The organism is Clostridium sp. AM46-21 (assembly GCF_003480025.1).
GTDB classification, from domain to species: domain Bacteria; phylum Bacillota; class Clostridia; order Lachnospirales; family Lachnospiraceae; genus Coprococcus; species Coprococcus ammoniilyticus.
Genome location: NZ_QUIB01000005.1, coordinates 17840 through 41584, shown reverse-complemented (window position 1 = coordinate 41584; position 23745 = coordinate 17840). Strand labels below are relative to the sequence as shown.

At 40.4% G+C, this 23745-nt stretch carries 31 protein-coding genes; all 31 read right to left on the bottom strand.

The genetic code is table 11. From position 1 onward, the window contains the following. Positions 1–98: 98 nt before the first annotated feature. The 31 genes from DW959_RS04495 to DW959_RS04360 all read right to left on the bottom strand — a co-directional run bounded on the left by DW959_RS04495 (position 99) and on the right by DW959_RS04360 (position 23592). Positions 99–797 (bottom strand): zinc metallopeptidase, encoded by a 699-nt coding sequence (locus DW959_RS04495; RefSeq protein ID WP_347465505.1) that lies wholly within the window; start codon positions 795–797, stop codon positions 99–101. 78 nt (positions 798–875) lie between these two features. After that, positions 876–1343 (bottom strand): hypothetical protein, encoded by a 468-nt coding sequence (locus DW959_RS04490; RefSeq protein ID WP_021943702.1) that lies wholly within the window; start codon positions 1341–1343, stop codon positions 876–878. A gap of 39 nt (positions 1344–1382) precedes the next feature. Continuing rightward, on the bottom strand, positions 1383–1697 hold the full coding sequence (locus DW959_RS04485; RefSeq protein ID WP_021943703.1) for a YbjQ family protein: 315 nt from the start codon (positions 1695–1697) through the stop codon (positions 1383–1385). 457 nt (positions 1698–2154) lie between these two features. Beyond that, complete coding sequence (locus DW959_RS04480) at positions 2155–2481, bottom strand: leucine-rich repeat protein (RefSeq protein ID WP_118483506.1); 327 nt, start codon at positions 2479–2481, stop codon at positions 2155–2157. Beyond that, positions 2373–4184: a leucine-rich repeat domain-containing protein gene (locus DW959_RS04475; protein ID WP_118615532.1), complete on the bottom strand. Its 1812-nt coding sequence runs from the start codon at positions 4182–4184 to the stop codon at positions 2373–2375. The genes DW959_RS04480 and DW959_RS04475 overlap by 109 nt, the downstream gene beginning before the upstream one ends. Before the next feature lie 90 nt (positions 4185–4274). Further along, entirely contained in the window at positions 4275–4415 is a 141-nt protein-coding gene (locus DW959_RS14135; RefSeq protein WP_181983923.1) for a hypothetical protein, read from the bottom strand. A 214-nt stretch (positions 4416–4629) separates the two neighbouring features. Beyond that, positions 4630–5073: a LysM peptidoglycan-binding domain-containing protein gene (locus tag DW959_RS14130; protein ID WP_182427450.1), complete on the bottom strand. Its 444-nt coding sequence runs from the start codon at positions 5071–5073 to the stop codon at positions 4630–4632. An 80-nt stretch (positions 5074–5153) separates the two neighbouring features. Then, positions 5154–5477, bottom strand: a complete 324-nt coding sequence (locus tag DW959_RS14125) for a hypothetical protein (RefSeq protein WP_182429565.1) — start codon at positions 5475–5477, stop codon at positions 5154–5156. Between the two features lie 3 nt (positions 5478–5480). Then, the gene (locus tag DW959_RS04465) at positions 5481–5900 is read right to left on the bottom strand and encodes a phage holin family protein (RefSeq protein ID WP_118483512.1); all 420 of its coding nucleotides are present in this window, start codon (positions 5898–5900) and stop codon (positions 5481–5483) included. 16 nt (positions 5901–5916) lie between these two features. Continuing rightward, positions 5917–6915, bottom strand: coding sequence for a hypothetical protein (locus DW959_RS04460; protein ID WP_118483514.1), 999 nt, complete (start codon positions 6913–6915; stop codon positions 5917–5919). Positions 6916–6918: 3 nt separating this feature from the next. Next, entirely contained in the window at positions 6919–7884 is a 966-nt protein-coding gene (locus tag DW959_RS04455; protein ID WP_118483516.1) for a hypothetical protein, read from the bottom strand. Continuing rightward, entirely contained in the window at positions 7875–8699 is an 825-nt protein-coding gene (locus DW959_RS04450; protein ID WP_118483518.1) for a hypothetical protein, read from the bottom strand. Before DW959_RS04450 ends, DW959_RS04455 begins: the two co-directional genes overlap by 10 nt. Beyond that, positions 8692–11043 carry a hypothetical protein gene (locus DW959_RS04445; RefSeq protein ID WP_118615530.1) on the bottom strand — a complete coding sequence of 784 codons (2352 nt, stop codon included), beginning with the start codon at positions 11041–11043 and terminating at the stop codon, positions 8692–8694. The genes DW959_RS04450 and DW959_RS04445 overlap by 8 nt, the downstream gene beginning before the upstream one ends. A 96-nt stretch (positions 11044–11139) precedes the next feature. Beyond that, positions 11140–11400, bottom strand: coding sequence for a hypothetical protein (locus DW959_RS04440; protein WP_118615528.1), 261 nt, complete (start codon positions 11398–11400; stop codon positions 11140–11142). 14 nt (positions 11401–11414) lie between these two features. Continuing rightward, complete coding sequence (locus tag DW959_RS04435) at positions 11415–11951, bottom strand: sigma-70 family RNA polymerase sigma factor (protein WP_118615526.1); 537 nt, start codon at positions 11949–11951, stop codon at positions 11415–11417. A gap of 25 nt (positions 11952–11976) precedes the next feature. Then, a complete protein-coding gene (locus tag DW959_RS04430) occupies positions 11977–12630 on the bottom strand; it encodes a hypothetical protein (RefSeq protein ID WP_147353064.1) in 654 nt (217 codons plus the stop codon). A gap of 7 nt (positions 12631–12637) precedes the next feature. Further along, positions 12638–13012 carry a hypothetical protein gene (locus DW959_RS04425; RefSeq protein WP_118615522.1) on the bottom strand — a complete coding sequence of 125 codons (375 nt, stop codon included), beginning with the start codon at positions 13010–13012 and terminating at the stop codon, positions 12638–12640. 14 nt (positions 13013–13026) lie between these two features. After that, the gene (locus DW959_RS04420; protein ID WP_118615520.1) at positions 13027–13509 is read right to left on the bottom strand and encodes a hypothetical protein; all 483 of its coding nucleotides are present in this window, start codon (positions 13507–13509) and stop codon (positions 13027–13029) included. After that, positions 13509–13847: a head-tail adaptor protein gene (locus tag DW959_RS04415; protein ID WP_118615518.1), complete on the bottom strand. Its 339-nt coding sequence runs from the start codon at positions 13845–13847 to the stop codon at positions 13509–13511. Before DW959_RS04415 ends, DW959_RS04420 begins: the two co-directional genes overlap by 1 nt. 2 nt (positions 13848–13849) lie before the next feature. Next, the gene (locus DW959_RS04410; protein ID WP_118615516.1) at positions 13850–14386 is read right to left on the bottom strand and encodes a hypothetical protein; all 537 of its coding nucleotides are present in this window, start codon (positions 14384–14386) and stop codon (positions 13850–13852) included. A 12-nt stretch (positions 14387–14398) separates the two neighbouring features. Then, the gene (locus DW959_RS14120; protein WP_173783895.1) at positions 14399–14569 is read right to left on the bottom strand and encodes a hypothetical protein; all 171 of its coding nucleotides are present in this window, start codon (positions 14567–14569) and stop codon (positions 14399–14401) included. Positions 14570–14595: 26 nt separating this feature from the next. Further along, positions 14596–15609 carry a major capsid protein gene (locus DW959_RS04405; protein ID WP_118483536.1) on the bottom strand — a complete coding sequence of 338 codons (1014 nt, stop codon included), beginning with the start codon at positions 15607–15609 and terminating at the stop codon, positions 14596–14598. Next, positions 15584–16276 (bottom strand): phage scaffolding protein, encoded by a 693-nt coding sequence (locus tag DW959_RS04400; RefSeq protein WP_118615514.1) that lies wholly within the window; start codon positions 16274–16276, stop codon positions 15584–15586. The genes DW959_RS04405 and DW959_RS04400 overlap by 26 nt, the downstream gene beginning before the upstream one ends. Before the next feature lie 193 nt (positions 16277–16469). Beyond that, a complete protein-coding gene (locus DW959_RS04395; RefSeq protein WP_118483540.1) occupies positions 16470–16718 on the bottom strand; it encodes a hypothetical protein in 249 nt (82 codons plus the stop codon). Beyond that, a complete protein-coding gene (locus tag DW959_RS04390) occupies positions 16684–18588 on the bottom strand; it encodes a phage minor head protein (RefSeq protein ID WP_118615512.1) in 1905 nt (634 codons plus the stop codon). Before DW959_RS04390 ends, DW959_RS04395 begins: the two co-directional genes overlap by 35 nt. Position 18589: 1 nt before the next feature. Next, a complete protein-coding gene (locus DW959_RS04385; RefSeq protein ID WP_118615510.1) occupies positions 18590–19330 on the bottom strand; it encodes a hypothetical protein in 741 nt (246 codons plus the stop codon). After that, a complete protein-coding gene (locus tag DW959_RS04380) occupies positions 19330–20106 on the bottom strand; it encodes a hypothetical protein (protein ID WP_118483546.1) in 777 nt (258 codons plus the stop codon). Before DW959_RS04380 ends, DW959_RS04385 begins: the two co-directional genes overlap by 1 nt. Before the next feature lie 2 nt (positions 20107–20108). After that, a complete protein-coding gene (locus DW959_RS04375) occupies positions 20109–21566 on the bottom strand; it encodes a phage portal protein (RefSeq protein ID WP_182430055.1) in 1458 nt (485 codons plus the stop codon). A 24-nt stretch (positions 21567–21590) separates the two neighbouring features. After that, positions 21591–22850: a PBSX family phage terminase large subunit gene (locus DW959_RS04370; RefSeq protein WP_118615506.1), complete on the bottom strand. Its 1260-nt coding sequence runs from the start codon at positions 22848–22850 to the stop codon at positions 21591–21593. Then, positions 22847–23341, bottom strand: a complete 495-nt coding sequence (locus tag DW959_RS04365) for a terminase small subunit (protein ID WP_226801075.1) — start codon at positions 23339–23341, stop codon at positions 22847–22849. The genes DW959_RS04370 and DW959_RS04365 overlap by 4 nt, the downstream gene beginning before the upstream one ends. A gap of 20 nt (positions 23342–23361) precedes the next feature. Next, positions 23362–23592: a hypothetical protein gene (locus DW959_RS04360; RefSeq protein ID WP_118483552.1), complete on the bottom strand. Its 231-nt coding sequence runs from the start codon at positions 23590–23592 to the stop codon at positions 23362–23364. Positions 23593–23745 lie beyond the last annotated feature (153 nt).

The following is a 23745-nucleotide window of genomic DNA, read 5'->3' as shown; positions in this document are numbered from 1 at the left end:
ATTCAATACCACATTTTTTCAGCTTCCGGTTACATTCATATCATATCCCGGCATGCCCATAAATGTGCACTCCGAAATATTAGATATTTACTTTTTAATCATCTTCTTCTGTTTGTAAGTAACAGCAAACGAACAAGCTGAAGGATTGCAGTTACCATTGCGGCTACATAAGTAAGAGCTGCAGCAGTTAACACTCTCTTGGCCCCACCAAGTTCTTCTTCTGTCATAAATCCGCCATTTCTTAAAATAGCAATTGCTCTGCCTGATGCATTAAACTCAACCGGCAGGGTTACAAACTGGAATACAACGACCAATGAAAATAACAGAATTCCCAGTGTGATACATACATCCAGTCTTGGGATCAGTAAACCGATCAGGATCAACGGCCATGATAATGTAGAACCAATGCTTACAACCGGCACGATCGCTGAACGAAAACCAAGCGGCGCATATCCTTCCGCATGCTGGATCGCATGACCACACTCATGTGCTGCTACACCAATTGCCGCTATCGATCTGGAACCATATACATTCTGTGACAGATTCAAGGTATGATCCTTTGGATTATAGTTATCCGTTAATTCTCCGGCAATCGGGCGGATCGTTACATCTGTGATTCCGGCATTTCTGAGAATCATCGCTGCTACCTGTTCTGCAGTAAATCCTGATCTGGTCGATACCTTCTCATACTTCTTATATGCTGATTTCACCTGAGCAGATGCGATCAGTGACAGAACAACTCCGATCAGAACTAATATATACGTTGGGTCAAAATAAAAATAAGGCATATCACTCATCTCTTTCTTAATATATATAATATCTGTAATAGTCTTTCCCTTTAAGTTCTCCCATTTCAAACGAAATACACCAAAGGATTATTTTTTTCTTCTCTTTGACTTTTTATCAGTCTGTTCCCCATACATTTCTCTGTACATTTCTTCTCTCGGATCGACCTCTTCATTTTTTCTGTCTGCCAAAAGAATCCTTCCGATAAATCCAAGTCCTCCAAAGATCAACACCAGAATAACCAGCCAGTCAAATAAAGTCATGGTCGTCAAATGTATATTTGTTGTCAGAATGACCATGATGACGATCAACAGTCCTGCAAGTGCCGAAAAAACCTTTGATGCAAAGGAATCTGTCATAAACATCCAGACAATTCCTATGATCAATGGAATCACTACCATTCCTGAACTGATTCTTGCTCCCCAGATGGACATCCCTCCAAATGAAGAAAAGAAACTGGACGATACGATTACTTTCTGTGATAAGATAAATAACCCTGCCACCAGCATCACGATCCCGGCAACAAATGTCATCAGCTCATGTTTTGGCTTCTTCATATACTCCTCCATTTCTACCACTGTATGTGAATCAATCTGTTATGCTGTAAACTTTACTGCCGTTCCGGAAACAAGGATCTCCGCACCACCGGCAACAATTGTTGTTGAAGCAAATCTGACATTTACGATTGCATCTGCGCCCATGCTCATAGCCTGGTTGATCATATATGAAATTGCTTTATCCTTTGCTTCTGCCATCATCTGTGTATATGCCTGCATCTCTCCGCCTACCATATTACGGAAGGATGCTCCGATATCTTTTCCGATATTCTTACACATAACACAACAGCCTGTTACTAATGAGAGTACCTGATACTCTCTTCCTGGTATATTCTCTGTATTTACTACTACCATTTTCTTTTCCTCCTGCGTTTTCCATAACCTTTTGTTTCTCCTGCTCCCTGCAGGCTTCTTTATCATACCACGAATGAACGCGACCTGTAAATCACTTTATACTACACGTTAGCATCATTAAAACATGCATTTTTTATGTTTTCTTTTCACAATTCATTGACATCCTGAACATAGAATAAACACATTTATCCAGTAATATAAATACCATCAAAGGAAAACAAAACCAAGAGGACATCACCGGAAATGCGGTCAGAGCAAGCGTTTCCGACTGAATGTCCTCAGATCTAAAAAAGTGCATACCTGAATATCAGATACACACTTTATAATTATTGCTTACTTTCATTTTTCATAGATTCCCTTCCTTCGCCCCGTAGCAATACCTGCTGCGGGGCTTTTGTTTATCTCATGTCTTATATAGCATCTGCCATATTCCGAACATTCCGGAAGACTTCTATTTTTATTTTATTTTCTTAACCTTAACGCTCTTTGCAGCTCCGGCTTTTTTGAAAGCTGATTTATATGCCTTTACCTTTTTCTTTGGCACGCTGATCGTTGCTTTTTTATTTATCTTTGTAAATGCTGATTTTCCGATGGTCGTTTTCTTTAATTTACTGCTCTTGACCGTGATTGTTTTCAGCTTCTTATCACCATAAAATGCCTTGCTTCCAATCTTGCTTACCTGCTTTGGAATCGTGAGTTTCTTGATCGCTGTACACTTGGCAAATGCTTTATCACCAATTTTTGTAGCTTCGCATCCAATGTAACCTTGGCAAGCTTCTTGCATCCGTAAAATGCACTCTTGCCAATTGATTTTACATTTTTACCAAGCTTTACGGTTTTCAGCTTCTTGCAATTCTTGAATGCACTTCCGCCAACAGAAGTAACCTTGAACTTATAGCCCTGATACATAACTGTTGCAGGTATTGTTGCCTTTGTTACGGATTTCTTTGCTCCATACAGCGTCACAGTACCCTTCTTGGCATCTGATTTTGTAATCTTATAACGCAATTTCCCAACTTTGAACTTTGTTCCAACTGCCGCAGGCTTTTCTGCCTTGATAAATTTCTGGGAATACTGATTCTTTGAAGTATCAATACCATCCTGCTTTGCTCCTGCAAAACTGTTGTTTGAAATATGGGATACATTCTTTGGAATCACCATCTCTTGGATATTATTGCAATTCTTAAATGCATTATCTCCGATATTCTTAAGACTGTCCGGCAGCTTAACTGTATTCAGATTCTGACATCCATCAAATGTACCATTCGCAATCTTTGTTACACCCTCCGGGACATCGATCACATGAAGATTATCACAGGTCTTAAATGCTCCTGTACCAATTTCCTTTAATGTCTTGCCAAGGAACTTTACTTCATTCAGATTGTTGCAGCCATAAAATACATATGCTCCTACCTTCTCCAGGGTCTTTGGTGTTATCAGTTCATGAAGATTATCACATTCATAAAATGCATAATCCGGAATTATACGGATCTTTGTCTTTGAAATATCGATCTTAATATTGACACAATATGCAAAGGAATATTTTCCAATCGATGTTACACTTGCAGGAAGTGTGATCTGCAGATTGGAATTTCTTGCAAATGCATATGCTCCAATAATCGCTGTATTAGATGTTTTTGCAAACTCGATCTGGTTCAGATTGCCGCACTGATAAAATGCATAATCACTAATCACCTTTATTGTTGTCGGTATCTGAAAACCTCCATTTAAAGCAGCGGTTTCAAATGCATATGGTGCGATCGTCGTTACCGGAACAGGGATCTTATACAATCCCTTTCCTGTATAATGAAATGCCGGAGCAAAACGATACGCCTGCTTTCCATCCTTACTGAGAAGCAGTTCACCTTGATTCTTATTCTGGATCTGTGCCTGGTTTGGATTATTTGTATTCCATGTATATGTCTTAAAATAAGCGTTTGTATCTGCTGCTGCAAATCTGCCGATTGACCGGCAGCCGGCAAATGCCCCTGTACCAAGCTTTTTCAGATTGGAAGGAATAGCGATAACTCCCATCTCAGCATATGGAACAACAACACCCTGTGCCGTTGCAGTTCCTGCTGCATCCGTTGCCGTAGCTGTATCATTTGCATCTGCTTTCTTGTAGCTGTACAGTGTACTAAGGCTCTGGCAATTCTCAAATGCCCGGTCACCGATCGTTACAATCGTATCCGGAACTGCGATCAGGGAAACCTTCTCACATCCCTTAAATACATTATTGCTAATTCCTGTTACTGTCCTGCCGTTGATCGTTGCCGGTACAATGATCTGTTCCGCATTCTTGTTTCCTTTGTATGCGGTGATCGTACCATTTGCATCACATACAAATGATGCTGCTGCACTATATGTATACATCTGTCCTGCATTATCAGCTTTTGATAAAGAGCCCGCACCCATCAGTGCCAGTATGCAAATACACATTGCTGCAGCAAGCATCAGCCATAATTGTTTACTTCTTGTCTGCTTCATAGCATAACCTCCCTAAAAAATACTGTTTCTATTTTATCATGCCATTCCACAGAAAGATAGTTTATTTCGATTTACCCTTATGAAATACTTTTATTTTTTGATAGTTGCTTTTACAACACCCTTTACAACCTTATATTTTTTATTGCCCAGTTTTACAGTGCCTGTAACCTTCTTTGCAATCTTTCTTCCTCCAATGTAAATGTGATCGTTGGATTCTTCCACTGTGTCCATCTAGAATTTTTATCCATTTTTAGACAAACGAAAAAAAGCCTAAAACCTTTCAGTTTCAAGCTTTTTGAATAATGCCGGCGACCGGCACTTTCTTAATTTTTCCCAACTATGAAAATAATTGAAAAATCTAGGTTTTAAGCCATTTTCTAGCACTTCTTATTGTATCAAATATGAAAGTAAATGAAATATTTTTGCCCCTAAATTGCCCCTAAAATCAAACAGCTGGTAATGTCAATATCTGCCCAACATGAATCGTGGTGCTTGTGATCTTCGACAGGCTCATGATCTCCCTGTACCGTGATCCGGATCCGAGATACTTTGCAGCAATATCCCAAAGTGTGTCACCTTTTTTGACCGTGTATGCCTTTGTCTTCTTTGATGCTTCGTTTGCTTTCGCATTTGTGCCCGGGATACTAAGTACCAAGCCTGGATGAATCGTTGCACTTGTAAGTGAGTTTAAACTCATGATCTCTCTATATCGTGATCCTGATCCGAGGTACTTCTCTGCAATATCCCAGAGCGTGTCGCCTTTCTTTACTTCTACAGTCTGGTATCCGGTATCATTATCTTTTATATCTGCTTTAACATTGTCGACATATGACGGCACACCATATCCTATAATGTACTTATCATCAATCCGATATATACGCTCATGCACAGCATCCGATGTATTTCCCTCAACTGTATATATATAAGGAGGACATACCTTTGTAACTATTCCGACATGTGACGGATCCGTCAGCTTGTGAGCTTTTGAAAAAATACCGGAATTCCGGGAACTGGTGTGTATGTGCCACCATAAGCCTTTGCATTCTTCCATTTTCCCTGCTTGATGAACCATTTCATTCCGGCAGTACATGATGCAAATCTTGAGACAACATCTTTTGCGATTCCGCATACGATCATAACCCATGTAACAAATATAGCGCACCACGCAACATCCATTCCGAATGTTGAACCTGTCGCTTCGTTATATATTTTAATGTACTTATCATCACCATCCGGCTCACATGTTCCAATCTGGCTCTTCGCTGTGCTTATAATCTTGTCAACAATACTCATATTCTATTCCTCACTTTCTGATTTTTTCTGCAATATATCAATAGCCTTAGTAATAACCGCCGGGAGTGGTACACCCATAAGACCAGCGTTCTCGACAAGTGATATCAGTTCGTTCGCAATGAATGCAATGATCACCGCATCTCTGATATAGTTTGTTCCGATAATCAAATCAAGCCTGTACGACACAAGAACAAATACAAGCGTCATGCATTTACGGCATAACCCTTTCCAGCACGTCTTGCTTTCAAGGCTGCCGGTGTCCGTTTTTCTGCTCTTGTGAAACACTCCTGCGACCACAAGACCTGATACATAATCAAGCCCCATGAAAATCAAAAGAGACACCAGTCCGGTGTCCCATCCTCCAAACAATGCTGCTATTCCGGAGCCAACCGCTCCGATCATTGTACATATAAACTGTTTCATGTTTTCATTCTCCTTTCTATGATCCGATCATTCCGCCACCGGGGTTTATAATACTTCCACCAGATTCTATCTTGATTTTTGCAAGATTAATAAATCCGTCATGCAGAGATGCTACAAGCGGATCAAGTAACTTTCTTACATCCGCTATTGTTGACACTTTTGTTTCATCCGGCAGTAACGGCAATGACATTACACCTGCTATATTTGTGAACTCTGCACTGTATTTGTTATCAACATTCTGTAACTTTAATACATCTGCAGACACTGTGTTGATGCTTTCCTTAACATTATTAATGTCTTCAGTATGTTTGTCAGATAAGTTCTTTATAGAAGCCTTTACGGATTCTATATCTGCGTTTACAGCATCCAGTTTATTTTTATTATCATCTATACCTTGTGAAAGTTCAGTATCTTTTTTTGACAATGATAATATGTCACTTTTTACTCCATCAATAGCAGATGTTCTTGCCTGTGTCTCCTTATCAACAGCATTTTTTATATGATCATCCGTCTCTGCCTTTGTGTAAACCGATGACAGCCTTGAATATAATATCTCAAAAAGAGGTTTTACTGTTCCTATATTAATACCATTGATATTAATCTCATACAGTGGGAAGGTATCTTCTGTTGCTCCCCAATATATACTTCCTGTCGGATATTCTGGTGTTGCTGCTGTCCCTGCAGATGGTGTACCTTTAATTACTTCAAGTGTTACATTTTCAATGCCAGTGTCTTTTTTGTACTTTGCTACAATAAGATCTTTCCGGTTGTATCCTTGACTGCCGCTGTCAATCATAAGATCGTCATAATCTCCTGCAGGGATCCGAGCATGACACCCTTTCATAACCAGATCCCCACAGGATACTCTTGCAGTATTGACATCGACCATAGTCAACTTGAACATATCTCCAACTGGCAGCACATAGTTATCTTTTCCAATGATTCCAAGATTCAACGCTCGGTCATCATCTGCCGTTACATGATTTACTCCGGTTTTTCCTGTTACTATTTTCATTACTTATCCTTTCCGTGTAGCATCACCTACACTATATGATATATCAACTGTATCATCATCTAACTTGACTATTATATTTGTGATACTGCTTATTACATAGGAATCTGTCACGCTTTCATGCCCGCCAATTATATCACCTATATGTTGCTCAGTATCACTGCTTGTAACTGCAAATGCATCAGCTCCTATTAATTCCTGCAATCTCTCTGTTCCACCAGAGACAAGGTCCTCATCAGATTCTGCAGATGTGTTCTCATAAGTACTCACATATTCCTCAATTCCATATAGACGTTGAGATGTGCTTATATTCCCATTTGCATCAGCATATAAATGCACTACAGTTCTATCCTGAAGTTCTCCTTTACCAAGACATATAAGATGATTTACACCTCTATATGTCTTCTCAATAGTGAAATTAATATCGTTCTGGTTGTATTCTATCCGGTCGGAATAATCAACTAACGGCACATATGATACATGAACTATTCCATTTTTAACGATTAAGTACAAATTCATACCTATAGCTTTACCAAGCTTAACTAACCCGGTATATAGATCTATGTATCGGTCAAACCGAAATGTTTTTACTGTGTATCCAATACGTTCGGCAGCAAATACCGCTGACAGTCCACATAAATTTATAAGATCCTGAATAATGTTTCCAGCATCTCCTGATACAATCCGATAGGCTGCCCCAGACGGAGGCTCTATGATCTTACTCATAAGTACTCCCCTGAAACTTCTGCCTGAATATCTGATCTCATTATTCTCCGTTATCACTTTTACGGAATCTACAACACCACCATACTCCGTATCATTGACATACCACCAATAGCCTCCACGCATGACATTATTCTTAATACCAACTGTGATCTCAAAATTCTTCTCATTTGCAATATCAAGATCAATATTATAATGATGCAGGCAACCTTCATCATTAAGATTTCGGTCTGTATAGATCACATCCAAATCGGTTCACTCCTTTCAGCTTTCAAAAGCAAATCAAAATTAAAATCCGCATTCCAATATATAGCCTGTTCTCCGGATTTAATTTTGTGAAATATATCATTCTTTCTGTCTCTGAATCGGAATATATTTACAGTTGCTCCATTCGTTTTATACAGCCTTATAGTCTGCCGTATTGAATCAATCTCTACTCTTTCACCAGCCTGAATAGTATAGTTTAACGCATATATATGACCACCTATTGATATAGCCGGATTCTGCGCATATCCATAGATGGTCATAATAAATTCTGCCTCATTAAAATTACTATTTGCAAACTGTGTAGCATTCCCTGGTGAAGCGGAATAATCATATTCATAACCATATGAATACCCACGTCCACTATCGTCTGATTCTATCGTTTCATATCGATACTGGAACAATTCATCTTTCACCCATGTATCTGTAATTGTTACAACCTTTAAAGATAACTTTGTATATGGCCCTGCCAAATACTCTGACTTATCACTTGCGTAAATAAAACATTCAAGGTAATAATTGCCAATATACAGTTTTCCAGGCACTTCATTGATGATATCCTGTTCAAACAGTTCAAACATATCATTCTTTACATTCCTGCATATCCTCGGAGTCGGGCAACAAATAGTGATCGGAAGCGTCTTTTCTGTAATTTTCTTTCGAAAATTCTCCACACTTTTCCGATCACTATCATAGATCCACTGATAGTCTCGAAGGTCATTTTCATTTGCAAAGATATATTTCTTTCCAAATTCAAGAACATTCCCCTGACTATTTACATATTTTATATTCTCAAGCATATGTTCTCACCATCCTTCCAAATACTCTACCATCAATCTTAAGCTTCGTGCCTTCTGTAAGTGCTCTTACCATGTATTCATACATATTTTCATCAATATGTCTTACCACATCAAGAATCAAATACAGAACCTTTGATAACTCTGATTCATTGTCTACTGTTCTTCCTGTTGCTGCTGCCATCTGATCTGCTACCTTACTGATCCATTCTGTATTCTTCTCAAGCGGCACAACAGCCTCAGCTCCATTACCTTCAAGTATACCGACCTGACCTTTCTTAAGTACACCACCTTCTGCAAGCTGTGGTGCATTCAATTTATCAAGCTTATTAATTGATACTCCCGGAATCGCATTAATAACGGATATACAAGCATTGATTGCAGATATAAAACCATTAATGATCTTTGTCGCTGTACCTAATATGCCATTGATAGCTGCTGTAACGGCTCCCTTGATGCCATCTGCGATAGCTGTTCCAACCTTGGAAAAGATATCCTTAATCTTCTGCCATGTATCTGAAAAGAACTTAACCATCGGTGAAAATGCATTCTTGATACCAGCCCAAGCCTTGCCAAAAATGTCACTAAACCATGTACCTACTGATGCATATGCACCTTTTATTCCATTCCAGATTCCACTGAAAAATCCAGTAACAGCAGACCAAACACTCTTAATTCCATTCCACGCTGTTGTAAAGATGCCTTTAAAAAACTTTCCTACTGCTGCAAATGCTGATTTTATACCATTCCATATGCCTTTAAAAAAGGCAGGTGCTGCATTCCAGACTTTCTTAATGCCTTTCCAAGCCATTGAAAACGATTTACGACAGTTGTTGATAACTGCCATAATTGCAATAATCGCCGCTTCCAATGTGATCTCAAGCATCTCGCAAAACCATTCAAGTATCGGTTTCAGCACTTCAAGTATCTCTTCTGATATCAGACTTATCACCTCAACAAGTGGAGGCAGGATCATATTGATAAGTTCCATCAATGGATCCAATATCATTAAGACCAGATTTATAATTGGATTGAGCAGATCAAGTATTGGCTGCAATAATTCCAGTACCGGCTGCAAAATCGAAATCAAAATAGGAAGGATCTGCGACACTATCTGCACAATAGGCGGCAAAAGCATATTAATCAAATTCGTAAGCGGTGGCAAAATCGTTTGAACTATCTGCAATAATGGTGGTAACAGTGTATTAACAAGGGATAATATAGTAGGCAAAATAGCTTGCAAAGTTCCGAATATAGACTGTAATGCAGATGTAAGTGTCTGCCCCAGCTCTCCACCTATACCCGGCAACAAGGTTTCAAGTATGCCAGGAAGGTTATTCACCAATTCGGACAGCAACGATGTTGCGCCCTGTATAAGTGATGGCAGTATCTGTTCTACAAGTGGCGGTATATATGGTGCCAATTTCTGTGCAAGACTTGATATACCTGCAACTATCCTTGGCAGTGTGTCTGCTATTCGTGGTACAAGGTTATCAGCTACAGCCATCACAGAATCAACAAGGTTATTGATCAGCACTCCAATGTCCTGTGATGGGTCGGCCATTCCTGTGAGCAGATTCGTCCATGCGGACTTCATCATGCCGATGGATCCCTGTATTGTAGTGGCTGCCTCTTTTGCGGTTGTGCCTGTTATCCCCATATCAGTCTGTACAACATGAATAGCCTCAATCATCTTATCGAATGACACACTATTGACATTATCTGCTGTCACAGTCATGGTGTCACCAAGTACACCAGAATCATTGATAAGCCTTGCCATCTCGGACGCAGTACCACCATAGCCAAGCTTGAGATTATCTAACATCGTGTAGTTTTGCTTAGCAAAACCCTGATATGCATTCTGTATAGATGCCATATCAGTTCCCATCTTGTTGGCATTATCAGCCATATCTACAATAGCTGTGTTTGCAGTTTCAGCCGCCTTTTCCGTGTCACCGCCCAATCCCTGGAGCAGCGACGCTGAAAAGCTTGTTACAGTGTCCATGTACTCATTCGCCGACAGCCCCGCCGTCTTATATGCATTATTCGCATACTCTACAACCTTATCTGAGCTGTCCTTGAACAGTGTCTCAACACCACCGACAAGCTGCTCATAGTCTGCATACTCGCTTACAGCCTTAGCAGTAATGCCAGCTATTCCAGTAGCCACAGCCGTTGTTGCAACCACGGCGACCTTTGCTGCCTTGAGCGCAAACTTGCCGATATTGCCAAACACAGAACTCATCTTTTTGCTTGTCTTCTCTGCCTTGTCGCCAGTCTCTTCAATTTTCTCATTCGCATCTTCATTTGATACTGCGATTCGTCCCAGTATCTTAAATACTTCCAAAAGGGTCTACCCCCTTTCCTCAATAATAAAAAAATAGAGACACACGTTCTGTGTGCCCCTATGGTTTAAAGTTCTCTATGATTGACATAGAATCCCTTATGGTTGTTTCAGTTCGCCTCTGCTCTCAAATGCTCCTGATCCGACAGGCTGCGAATTGCCACCTGATGTGCCATACAGCCTTGCCTTGAAGTCATTGAATGATATGTTCTCCCAGCACTTATGGATATACATATCCCAGAGCTTATCATCATCGTCAAGACGCACAAACGTGCATACAAACTCATCAAAGCTCTGATTGTCTATCATCGTATCAAGCAGAGTGTACGGATCCGCATATCGTTTAAATATGAGATCCATGAACTTGAGATAGCCTACTGTTTCTTCTCGAACAATCTTGAAACAACCTTGATAAAATCCGTAAAGCCCGGAAGAGTGACTGCATCATATAACATCTGTGTGAATACAGAGAGATCAAGATCTGCTATCTCATCCACAGTCATTCCTGACAGGTGTGATAAGCAGACAAATACCTCACGCTGACAGTCTGACAGCTTAGTCAGAATCACATCTGCAAGCTCGAATGCAAGACCAATACCCACATTCTCGAGGAACTTCGATGTGTCCTCATCATCCTCGCCATCACCAGCAAGCTTCTCACGTTCTTTTGCAATAAGCTCTTTGAACCCATTGCCGCTGAATGAATCTTTGAAGTCTTTTACCCCCAGCTTGCTGAACAGCTTCAGGAATGCAGCTATATCTGTAGCCTTTGGATTTCTAAGCGTATATGGTTTGATCTCCTGCACATCTTCTGTTGCCTCGGCATCTTCTACTACTTCTGCCTCTTCAACTACTTCAGCATTCTCTACTACTTCTATATCTTTGTTCTCTTTTATCTCGGTTGTTCCCATGATTATCTCTCCTTTTCTATGTCAATTAGTCTGTTGCTTTTGTACTGGAATCTATAGACTGCTGAACCTGCTCCGTTGTCGTGCCGGTAGGCAGATAGATGTGGTATGGCAGTGTATCAGCTGCTGGTGACAGATCCGCATAGCACTCCATTGTCAGCGCAAATGTGCCATTCTCCTTGTTCTTGCCCTCTATCTCAAGGCCTGATGTACAGAGAGCATTGTCAAAGATCACGATAACAGGACGACCATCTAAGAATCTTCCAATATATCCAAAGTTTTCGATATAATCATCCTTTTCAATTCTTGCCTTGGATTCGATCACATCATATCCTTCCGCTGTTGATGTGCCATTCTGCCCGATAATAGCCATCTTGATCGTCTCAGGCGACAGCTCCACCATGTTAGTATCCATCTGTGCTGTCTCGCCAGTTTTAACCGTCAAATCCTTAACCTTAACCACTGCTCCATCTACTTCAATATCCTTAAGTTCCGGCTTGATTGACAACTTCGTACCGCCGGATGTCGCACCAATCAGAGATTCAGCAAAGTTCCAAGTCTTCTTTGATGTGTCATACTTCAAACCTTTGTGAATTGTTCCAGCACCAAACACTATGTTCTTCGGTGTCTTGCTTGTGATACCTGATGACTTGAACTCTTCAAAAGTTAATGTTTCTGCCATGTTATAATCACCTTCCATTCTTATATTCTTTAATCGTCAAATTGATCTGTATCCGTTTGAGGTCTGCATCCCCTGTTGGCACTGGTGACGCATTCCCATAAAAAACGGCAACCCCCGCACCACTTGCAAGGATTGCCGTTCGTTCAATATTCTGTTCTATCTTCTGCTTGTACTTCTCCAGGCTGAACCATGAGCCTCTTGTGAATCCATCTATGATGAATGTTATTTCCTGACATCCATCCTCTTCAGGAGTATCACCCTCGGAGTATTCACCAACAAAATATGCCTCCGGCGGGTCATCCTGCCACTCCATAAATGCATATGGTATCTCAAGTTCATCTGTGAGTACACTGTTGATATATGATAATGTCTCTGTCGTCATTCGTCATCACCACCTTACTCACTGAACGTCTGATTGAGAATAGAGCCAAGTCGCTTGATGATCTTGCTCTTGGTCTTGTCAAAGGCTTTCTGTAAAGGTCTGAGAGGTTTCTTACCATAGGTAAAAACAGCTACTATATTTCCTGCCTTATCCTTTTTTACCTTACTGAATTTGCTAGCTTGTTTTAAGCTCATTCCATCAGGTCCCACAGGAGCCCACCATCCGCCTTTACGACCATTCTTTTTCAAAGCATATTCGCCTGTGCCGTATTCTTCCCAGATAGCATTCTCCCTAGGATTTCCAATTACAGCCTCGCCCTTATCTTCATCGACATAGTGAGTCCATTCGCCTTTGGTGTGACCTGTATCAACTCTTGTCTGTGCTATCTTGGTCTGAGCCTCAACCTCTACAGCAGCTTCGTACAAGAAGGCTACAATCGAATCATTCAGAGCCGCCTCAACCTTTATTCTGTTGTCTGTGAACTCCACATTTCCCATTACTGACCTCCTGTATATTTCAGATATATCTCAAGCTGCTCATGCATGCCCATAGGATCATCAATAACCATGATGTCATATACTCTGCCGTCAATCACCATGCGGCTATTCTCAGTCTTGATCATATCACTGAGCTGTTTATAATCAGCCACGAACATATGCGTGGATTCCTGCACCTTGGCATTGTATGTTGTGTACTTACTGTCACCGCCCGAGAGGTCAAGCCAGCCGGTCAAGGTATCTTCTGACACCCATGCAACTTCCTGTTCACCTATCTCGTTTCTGGTTATGCTCTTGATCTGTATATCAGCAACTGCATTTCCACCTATTCCTCTCATATTCAAAACCTCGCTTTCATATATGGCCTTAAAAAGCCAAGAAGCGACTTTGGATATCCCATGAGGGAATTGTCGCCATCCATGTTGAAATAGGTCACAGAATGCCTACTTATGGTCTCGGACTGTACACCAACCTTATCCCGGTTGTTCAGGTCCCATGAAAGCATGTTGGCTACTCCAAGCTTGATATCCATCGGATATACTATCTTTGTCACCATGGCGACCGGTTCGCTTACAAGCTCCTCATTCGCCTCTATATGTCCATTGTCCATATCCACAGCTTTGATGGTGTACAAGCCATCATTGTAGTGTGATTCTGATACCTGTACAGTGTCACCAGCCTTGAACAAATCAGACGCATACTGGAAACCTGTAGCAACGTCCACCGGTGCAATAAACCGCCTGTTTCTATCCTGAAAGTTATTATTTGTATATTTTCTGATCAGGAGTTCCAGTGCCTGAAGCTTTGCTTCAAGCACCTTATCCTTTACTGTACCAGTATCAACATACTCTTTCAGTTCATCAACAGTCATGATCATATGACCACCACCTTACTGTGCTGTAACTGTATAACCATCATGCTCCATGAACCAGTCTGCCATACGCTTAGATGTGATCTCTGCTTTGCCGTTTGCAAACTGCACACCACCGGCACCGATTCCGCAATATGATGGATTTCCATTTACTGATACAATCCATTTTGATTCCTTTACTGCTGCCATATCCTATCTCACCTATCCTTTCTAACTTACGCAATCTTGATATTACGAAGCGCACCTGCATGCTGTGTATTCTTCAGAACTGTAGCTGCGATCATCTCTACTTCAGCATCCTTCACTGTTCCAGGCTTACTGAAATCAGGCAGATACTGATCAATAACTGAACCACCATTCAGGCTGATTCCGTGGAATCCATCGTTTACATCAAACTTGACTGCATAGATATCTGTAAGACCTGTTGTTTCTGTCTGTTCAGATCCAAGTTTTCTCTTAAGGCCTTTCTTAACAACAGAATTTGCAACAGCCGATCCGCTTGATACTGTGTAATGATTCTGCATATCGATAAGCTTCACTCCATCAATCGTAGTAATACGCTTTCCGAATGCTTCCTCACTCTCTGTCCTGTATCCAAGGATACGTGCTACAGTCTGAATCTTTGTGATCATCTCTGTGTTTGTAAGCACTGCATCAGCATCTGTAGTCTTGATAAGGAGACTCAGAGCCTCATAGAACTCATCAGCGTTTGCTTTGAGTGAAGTGATAGATGAAAGATCAATAGCCTTGTCTGTGCCGTACTCTGTCGTTGTTCCGGCGATCATAGAATCAAGGCCCTGAAACTCCGGATGATCACCAGATGCTGTTGTGGTTGCATCTCCATTAATCAGCGTGTAGTGGAATAAAGACACGATTGCCTTGATATGTTCCTCGATCTGATATGCCATGTTGTCAAAGTTACCAGCAACCTTGTTGAGCACTCTGTCCATCTGAACTGCTCCGCCCATGATCGCAAGATTTGCTTCGCACTCCTGCTTTGTAGCTGCCGATGCAGTATAAGAACCGCCTATCTTTCTAAACTCCGCTGTAGCTGGAAGTACCTTTCTGAGATACTTATACTTCATTGTTGAGCCACCGCCTGATGCTGATACACAGTCATCAAATGTCAGTGACTGTAATACTGTTGACTGTCTAAGAAAGATATCCACAATCTGTGAAAATACCTTGTCACTCATACCTTTCTTAAGTTCTTCTAATGTCATTGCCATAGTTTTCACCATTCCTTTCTTTACTGGTTATTATTTGCATTTTCATACTGCTGTTTAATGCCTCTGCAAGAGTTTTCGGTTCGCTGTTATTTGCGCTCGGATCACCCTTCTGAAGCTGGTTTTCAAGGATGTTCTTCTGGTTACTTCCAGCACTTTCAAACTGGTTCGGAAGCTGTGTCTTGAGATCTGTAAGCATGCTATCCCATCCTTTGATGTTGCCATCATCGTCCAGTTTAAGCTCCGTATTCTTTTCTTTCAGGTTTGCCTTTAATTTGTAAGCAACATAATCAACATCACTTACATGAGCAGATAATAACGCAACCTTAATAGCTGAATTAACTCTCGTTTCCTCAAGTTCCTGCTGCAGTCTTGTATTTTCAACTTCATAAGTAGAAATCTTCTGCTGCATCCCTTCATCGCCTTTAGATGCTTTTTTCAGTTCCTCAATGAGCTTATTTGCATTGCCAATCTCCGTGTCTTTGCCGGTGATCAGTCCATTGAGTTTTTCAAGCTCGGAATCATACTTCTCTTTGCTGACGTACTTGCCCTCGGACAGATCTGTATATCTTACATGCTTGAGTTTATCCGTCTCTGCGCTGTTCTTCTCGTCAATCTTTGCCTGTACCTGTTTGTACAATTCTTCTCCTAACAGTTCCTTTAATTCCATTGTTCCATCCTTTCTTGGCTTTAATCGTAGCCACACATGGCAGTTATCACTCTTGCCGGAGTTATTTTATCGTCACAGTTTTACCGCCTTAAGCCGATTTTTTGGGCATAAAAAAAGACCATGTTTTTATCATGGTCTGAATTACTAATTATTTAATTGCATGAAAAAAGCACTCTGCTAATGCGGAGTGCTTTTAATACCACATATATTCTACTGTTTCAGGATAACTATCATTCTCAATACATTTTTCAATAGCCTTTATAGCTTTATTAAAATATGTCTTCAAATTAGCTTTGCTATCTTTTTGACAGTATTTATGCTCGATAACTTCATGTTTTTCTATATCATAAATAAATGTTCCAACATCCTGCTTACTATCTTCCGGGAAATACTCCGCTGATATTATATTATTCGTCTTTTTTATTTTTTCCAAGGTTACCATAATATTCATCAACTCCCTTTTGATAATCGTATTTTCTGGTAGCAATAGCATGAGCCTCAGTATGGCTCATATTTTTATTTTCTTTCTTCAACTTCATCTCATACAATTCATGCTCGATTAATACTTTATCATGATCCTTAATATCCTTACCACTCATAAGTCTTTGCCATGATTGTGCAATAGCGCAATCAGGTTCAAAAGAATCATTATTAAATAAATAATCTTTTATGCTCTGTATTTCCGTTTCCGTTTTTCCTATATTATTTGCTATATGTTTGCAATCTGTACTAAATGATTTTATTTCACGATAGTACATTTTAGCAAATGCCGTAGCCTCTTTACTATCAGGGTCCAATATTCTTGCACCTGTTATCATTTTAGCACTTGTATCCACATTTGCAACAGATTTTTTATTGAAATACTTATCAATGACTTCCAATACCTTGTTTGAATATGTCAAATCAGCACCATATTTGGGAGGTAATTCCAATTTAAGTTTAAACATTTTTGCCTGTGTAAATGCCTCGGCAAAAAATTCGTCAACACTTCTACTACTATGTTCATATGAACTGATCCATCTTGATGTATCTGATGTTTTATCAACATCTCTGTGATATTCTCTTTGTATTTTTTTTATTTCTTTCCAAAAATCTGCATCATTAGTAAGGCCGTACTTATCTGCTGCACTATTTGCAAGCGTATGTGCAAATTCATGAACAGCAGTGTTAACATGTGAATCCGATAATCTCATCACTGCACCTGACATATCAACATTACCAGCTGACTGTTTTGCCCCTGTCGTAACTTTCTGAAGCCTTGTCCTGTACTCATTTGACAGGTCTGATATAATTTCCTGCTGTTTTTCACGTAATTGATTTTTATCCTTCCAGTCAAACTGTATTATTTCTCCATTTACATTTGTAGGATTTATTTCATCAATCACTTTCAAATACTTCTCTTTGTATTCCTCAAAGTCAGAAGTCTTATCCAGACCAAAGTATTCCGCTCGATCTTTCAATCGCTGAAGCTCATCATCATCCAGCGCCCACCTTGCTCTCTGCAATAAGCAGCACCGGCAATTACAATCCTCTGCCGGATCTCCAAACATCCCAGGAGCATCTACCTGTATACCACCAGCTTCAAAAGGTTCATCTATTTCACGAATCTGTCCATCAAGCAGTCTATGCAGATCTCTTGTATTGCCATCAAGAGTGGAATCCCACTGCTTCACAATATCCGCACCTTTACTCTTTGCAACCATCTGAGCATCCAGTGCTGACTGTACCTGTATACGATGTCCTTCCGTTCTTGCAATTCGGATAGAGTTGTTATAAGCCTTTTGGAACGGAGTATTTGCCATATGTCTTGAGAGCTTACCAGCTACTTCATTCCATGTTGATCCATTGGCTATGCCTCTTGATACCTCTGCTCTGACCGCTTTCTTAAGATATGTCATATCCTCGCCCATTTTGTCGTAGAGTGACTTACTGAGCTTGCTGTCCGTCTGAATAGCTCTCACAACTGCCGCCTGATCTATCGGCATGATGATCGGAATACCTGTCTGCTGCAGGTCATACATGACACCTGTGTATCCGTCTCTATAGCACTTTGTCAGATAGTCAGACACAGTTGCATATGAGTTAGACTGCAAGTTGCTTAGAGCACCTTCAAGTTGTGCTTTCAAAGCCTCCTGATATTGTTTCTGGTATATGATGCTCTGCAAATTCTCCATGTCAGTTCTTGCAGACAACTCTCTGATCTTCTGCTCACAGTCTTTCAATGCCTGCTTATATGTATGCTTCAGACTGGCAATAGTTTTTCCCTCGTTATGTAGTTGTTCCTCGATTACTTCTTTCTGTCTCTTGTTCATATTACTCTAACATTGAATCATCAAGCTCGATTGCCCACTTCATGTGTGCTCCGCCGTCACTCGCCATATATTTTTTATTATCCAACCCAAATACATAGTGATCATCCGTATTTTTATTGATGTCACATCTGTACAGACCATCGATAATTGCATTCTTATCCTTTAATGCGATCGCCCCCATTAATACGAGATTATCAGCAAATCCATACACATTACTTAAATTGTAAGTTACTGATGTGCTATCTGACAATGAGAGCATATAAGTTCCGGCTGAAATATATCCATATACACTTATCTTTTCATCTGTTCCAATGACAGATGCATCTGCGATGCAATATGCCAGATTTACATTTTCATAATTTGTAAACTCAAAAATGGTAGCTCCGTTTTTACCTTTTGAGTAACGCAACACCAATTTTTTAACTTGTGTCGATACCGTAAATTGTACACGGCACTGTAAATTAGTGCCTGTGGTTGAACTTGTCGTTACTTGACCATTCAAGTATCGCCTTACTTCAAAATAATTTGACACGATTTGGCACAACCAACCATTATCCGTATTTGTGCCTTTGTACAACAACCATTTGCTACCGCTTGTCATGATCTGTAAATTACAGCCCAATGCTGTAGCAATCTCCTGCATCTTCTCGTCTGTTATATCAGCCTCATATTCTTCTGCACTTGATCCAATTGCTGTTTTTACTTTATACAGATTTATAATCTTGTACCCTAAGATACTCATTAACTCGCCTCCTGTTCTTCAACGGTATACAATCCGTAAATTGCAAATATTCCACCACTTGTTTCTATTGTTGTATCAATATAACCGCTCACACCATAACCGGTTGTCTGGATCTTCCTAACATTCTCAGCCATCGTAGCAAACGAATCACCGCTTGCGGTATCAATTCCTTTTTCAGTGATAGCCTCCGCAAGCAATGTCTTGCCATCACTGACAGATTTTTTTAGATTTTCTTCCGTTTCTTCTATCTTTTTCAACCAATCACCAACGACCTTTGCATCTGCCGCTTCACCGGATATGGACAAAGTAGAATCGACCTTAATCAAATATTTCACAAACTGTGCAATGATGTCTTTCTCCTGTTCACTGTCTATTGCCTTTCCAAGTTCGCAGCCGTCAAGGACTCTACAAACTGAAAGCTCTGTATTATACTCCTGCGTTATATTCGATTCCTCATCAATCTTTGTAAAGCAGATCACGAAGCCAACCATGCCTGGGACTCTGCAAGCTGTAGCACCTACAAGCCACGAAAATGTAATGTAATCTTCAGTTGAGAGCATATCATCAACGGCATAACAATCTGTTTCCTTGTCCTCATTCACATAATTGACCTTTATGCTGAACTCAGACATGTCATTATCCTGATAATATCTCGGCATTTTAAAATGCTTTCTTGTCACATTTTTATCATGATATACTCCGAGTATCTTCTCATTTTCCGGAAGTGTAATCTTTCTCAAATTGCTATCTATTTTGCAATATGTAATATTCTCCATCTTTATTCTTCACCACCAGTCTCTACATTTACCTCTTTCAACAGATCCTGCGCTTTTTTCGTATCGTCTTCTTCCTTTGCCGGTAACTTGTCTTTTATCTCCTCATAGTCAATATCTAACCAATCGCAAATAGCCTTAACTACAGTCTCATCATCAAGCACATTTGCAACGCTCAAGATCGTATTAATCTCTGCCTGTCTGGTTTGTGCTTCTGTCAGCTTGATCTGTGCATTTTCCTGCGCATTACTCATAATCTCATGGGTAAACTCAAACCGGACATCCTCAACCTGATAGGCGGTTCCATCCGCATTGTTAATCTCATCTACGACTATCTCAACCAGCTTACGCAGCATCTTCTTGAGATTTTTCTCTATCTTTTTTGCTTTCAGATCCAGAAGTGAATAGGCCGCTTTAATTGCTATATTCGTAGTTGCTGATGTATCTTTAAGCCCGGCGGTGTTTAGCCCCATACCAAACCGGTATATGTTCTTCTCGTCATGATCAAGCTTCGCCTGTCTTGCCTGATATGGGACATCAACAGTCTTGACATCCACATCTCCATTCTCACCTACACCTATAAGCTTCTTTGTCTTAAGGTTTGTCTGAAGCTCATCAAGATTGTCTCCCTCAAATCCTTTTATTGCATAGATTGGGGAATCAAAGTCAATGAGATTGTTTGACAGGCTTGATGCCATCAAATCATAGTCATCTATGAGGGGCTTAACAGGCTTAAGGCTTGAGAACTGCTTCTTGTTGTTGTCCAGCCGGATAAATGGAATATACCCAAATCCATCAAAGTAAGTAGCATCTTTCTTATCTCCTTGTGTATATAATACATGCGGTCTTGGATTTAGCTTTGATTCATCAAGCTGTATATCTCCACCATCAACCTGAGTATAGAACCATGTTTCTTTTTCATCCCATACCTGTATGCGTTTTATTATCTTTCTGCCCTTGTCGATACGTTCAATGTAATGATATATCGTATATTTGCATCCATCGTCCGCATCCTTTTCTCTGACTTCTATTACATCCAGCGCATCAGCCGCCGCAAATGCCATCTTATCTTTTGCATTTTTGTACGCATACATATATGCCCAGCCCTTTACCTGACTATCTGTGATACAATCTGATAGTTCAGATATAAAGCTATCATTGTTGTTAAAATAGTTATCCATATAGGTCTGTAGCTTCTGATCATCTGCTACAACAAACCGATCACCAGACAGCACATACTGAGTACACTGATCAACAAGCTCCGTAAAGAACGGATGCGATATCCTCACATTGCTCCGTGTTAGATCTTCTACTAACTTGCCATCTGCATTGTAGTAAAACAATCTATACTTGTTTATATCGTGATCTCCGTCATAGTAGCGTTCGCCTGTTCTGGCAAACTGCTTCTTGTCTGATGTTTTGTCATTATCAATCAATACCTTTATTTCATCAGTGGTTAACACCTTTTCCATCTCCTTCATGTTAATCTATATCAGCCATGAACGAGACTTGCGCCATCCCTCAATGCCGTACCTAAGAGCTGCCATTGCATCGTCCATTACCGGTACAGGCTCATCAAGATATTCGCCTGTCTTTTCATCTTTTTTCCATTTCCACTGTTGCAACTCCTTGATCGTGTTTACACAATGAGGGGCTACATATATCCTTCTGCGTACTGTGTGGCTTTTATCTGTCACACCTTTCAGCCAGTCTATCTGTGCTTTTACAGATCCATTTGAACCACCTTTGTTAACCCCCTTGGCTCTATATCCAGCCCCCTTCCAGGCCTTTATTCTGTCCGGTTCTGCACTATCACACCACATAATCTTATTAGTTGGGATAGCATGCTTAATTGCCAGCGGTATGATCTCCGCTGTTTCTTTCTCATGCTCATATATCTCATCTATGATGTATATGTTGTCATCCTTAATACCAAGGAGAAGGATGGCATTGGCATGATTAAATCCAAAGTCTTGGCCTATTGCTATATCATCATAATCATTAAGATTCTGAGATACCTCTGCAACTTCCCAGTTGTGCAGAATGAGACCGCCTATCTCACCCCATTCTCCAAGTCCATATATCTGATATCCCTCAGGATCAACTTCTTTCCTGCGCTCCATACGGCGGTGATATGCCGCATCTATGAAGCGATTCCCCAAATATGTGCTGTGATGTGTCAACACATCAGGATCGTATCTATCAAAAAAGACCTTCTTTATCCAGTGGTTTTTGTTCACTGGATTGAAGGTCATTCTTATCTGGTAGAACTGCCCTTGTGGCAATTCTCCACGCAATCTGTCATCTATTATCTCTAGGTCTGCCAGCGTAAATTCAGTGGCTTCTTCAAGCCATACATCCGTAAGTTTACCCCGTGGAAATGTGATTGACTTCAACTTTTCACGCTGTCTATCGTCGTTCATGCCACGGAATATAATCTGGTTTCCGTTATGTTTACATGTAAGGCTCAACGGACTTCTATTGATTTTCCAATAATTATCGACCTTATCTCCAAATATCTTATAAAGAGATCCGGTCAGTTCAGCGAATGTACTATCTCTGTTTGTTATATCAGATTTCCGCATTGCAACAAGGTTTCTGCCTTTGTCCTGCATTAGCCTCAATATGTAATTCTGTGCCGTATCAACACTCTTCCCTGATCCTGCAGAGCCTTTCATCACGATATATCGCTTCTTGCTCCGGTCTACTTCCTTGAACCCCGGATTTGCTTTTATATTAATATTCAATCAGCATCACCGCCGGCATCGTCATCATTGCCATAGTCGATGTTAATGTTGAGATCCGCATCTACATCAGCCTCCACCTTCTCGGTATACAGACCATATCTCTTACCTAAAAGCTCTGCAGCTTTCAAGCGTTCTTTCTCCGATGGTTCTTTCTCCATTGCCCTTGCTTCTGAGCACCCATCACCAGTGCCCTCAACAACTATCTCAGTTGATACGCTTTCACCACGCATCACAGAAGTGAGATACTTAAGGACTTCGTCCTGATCGGCAATTAAGGCTTTTTCTTTCTCGGCCAGTCTATTGTCTATGTACTCCCTCATAGCTCTATTAAATTTTGAACTTGGTTTTTCTTGGCTTTTTTCATTCAGCCAATCACTTGCCTTATATGCTGTTTTCTTTGAGTATCCCGCCCTTATAGCCGCCTGTGTGGCATTAAGGTCAATCAGGTATTCATCACAGAATCTCTGCTGTTTAGCTGTCAGTTTAGCCATAATGTCACACCTTCTTTCTATTACTTCTGTTTCTTTCTCACTCTCTTCGGGATCACAATCTTGTACAGCGGTTTACATACACTCTTTACTTTCACACCCAACTTTATAGTCGGCTGAAGTTTGTATATCTTAGTGCACTTAACCATCACCTTTATCATGGCTATCGGTAATGCCAATCTACCAAGTACAGGATGTATGTATTCAAAACTATATTCAGGCCTCACGACCTCAAACCTTTTAATCTCACTCATATCACACCTCAAACAAAATAGCCCAGTGGCAAGAGATTATCATTCACATTAAAGGGGTGGGAGAGGGTTTGTATAACCACTGGGCATAAAGGAAAGGGACACAACCTATGGCAACGGCTATGTCCCTTATGAATCAATACTATATAATTTTAC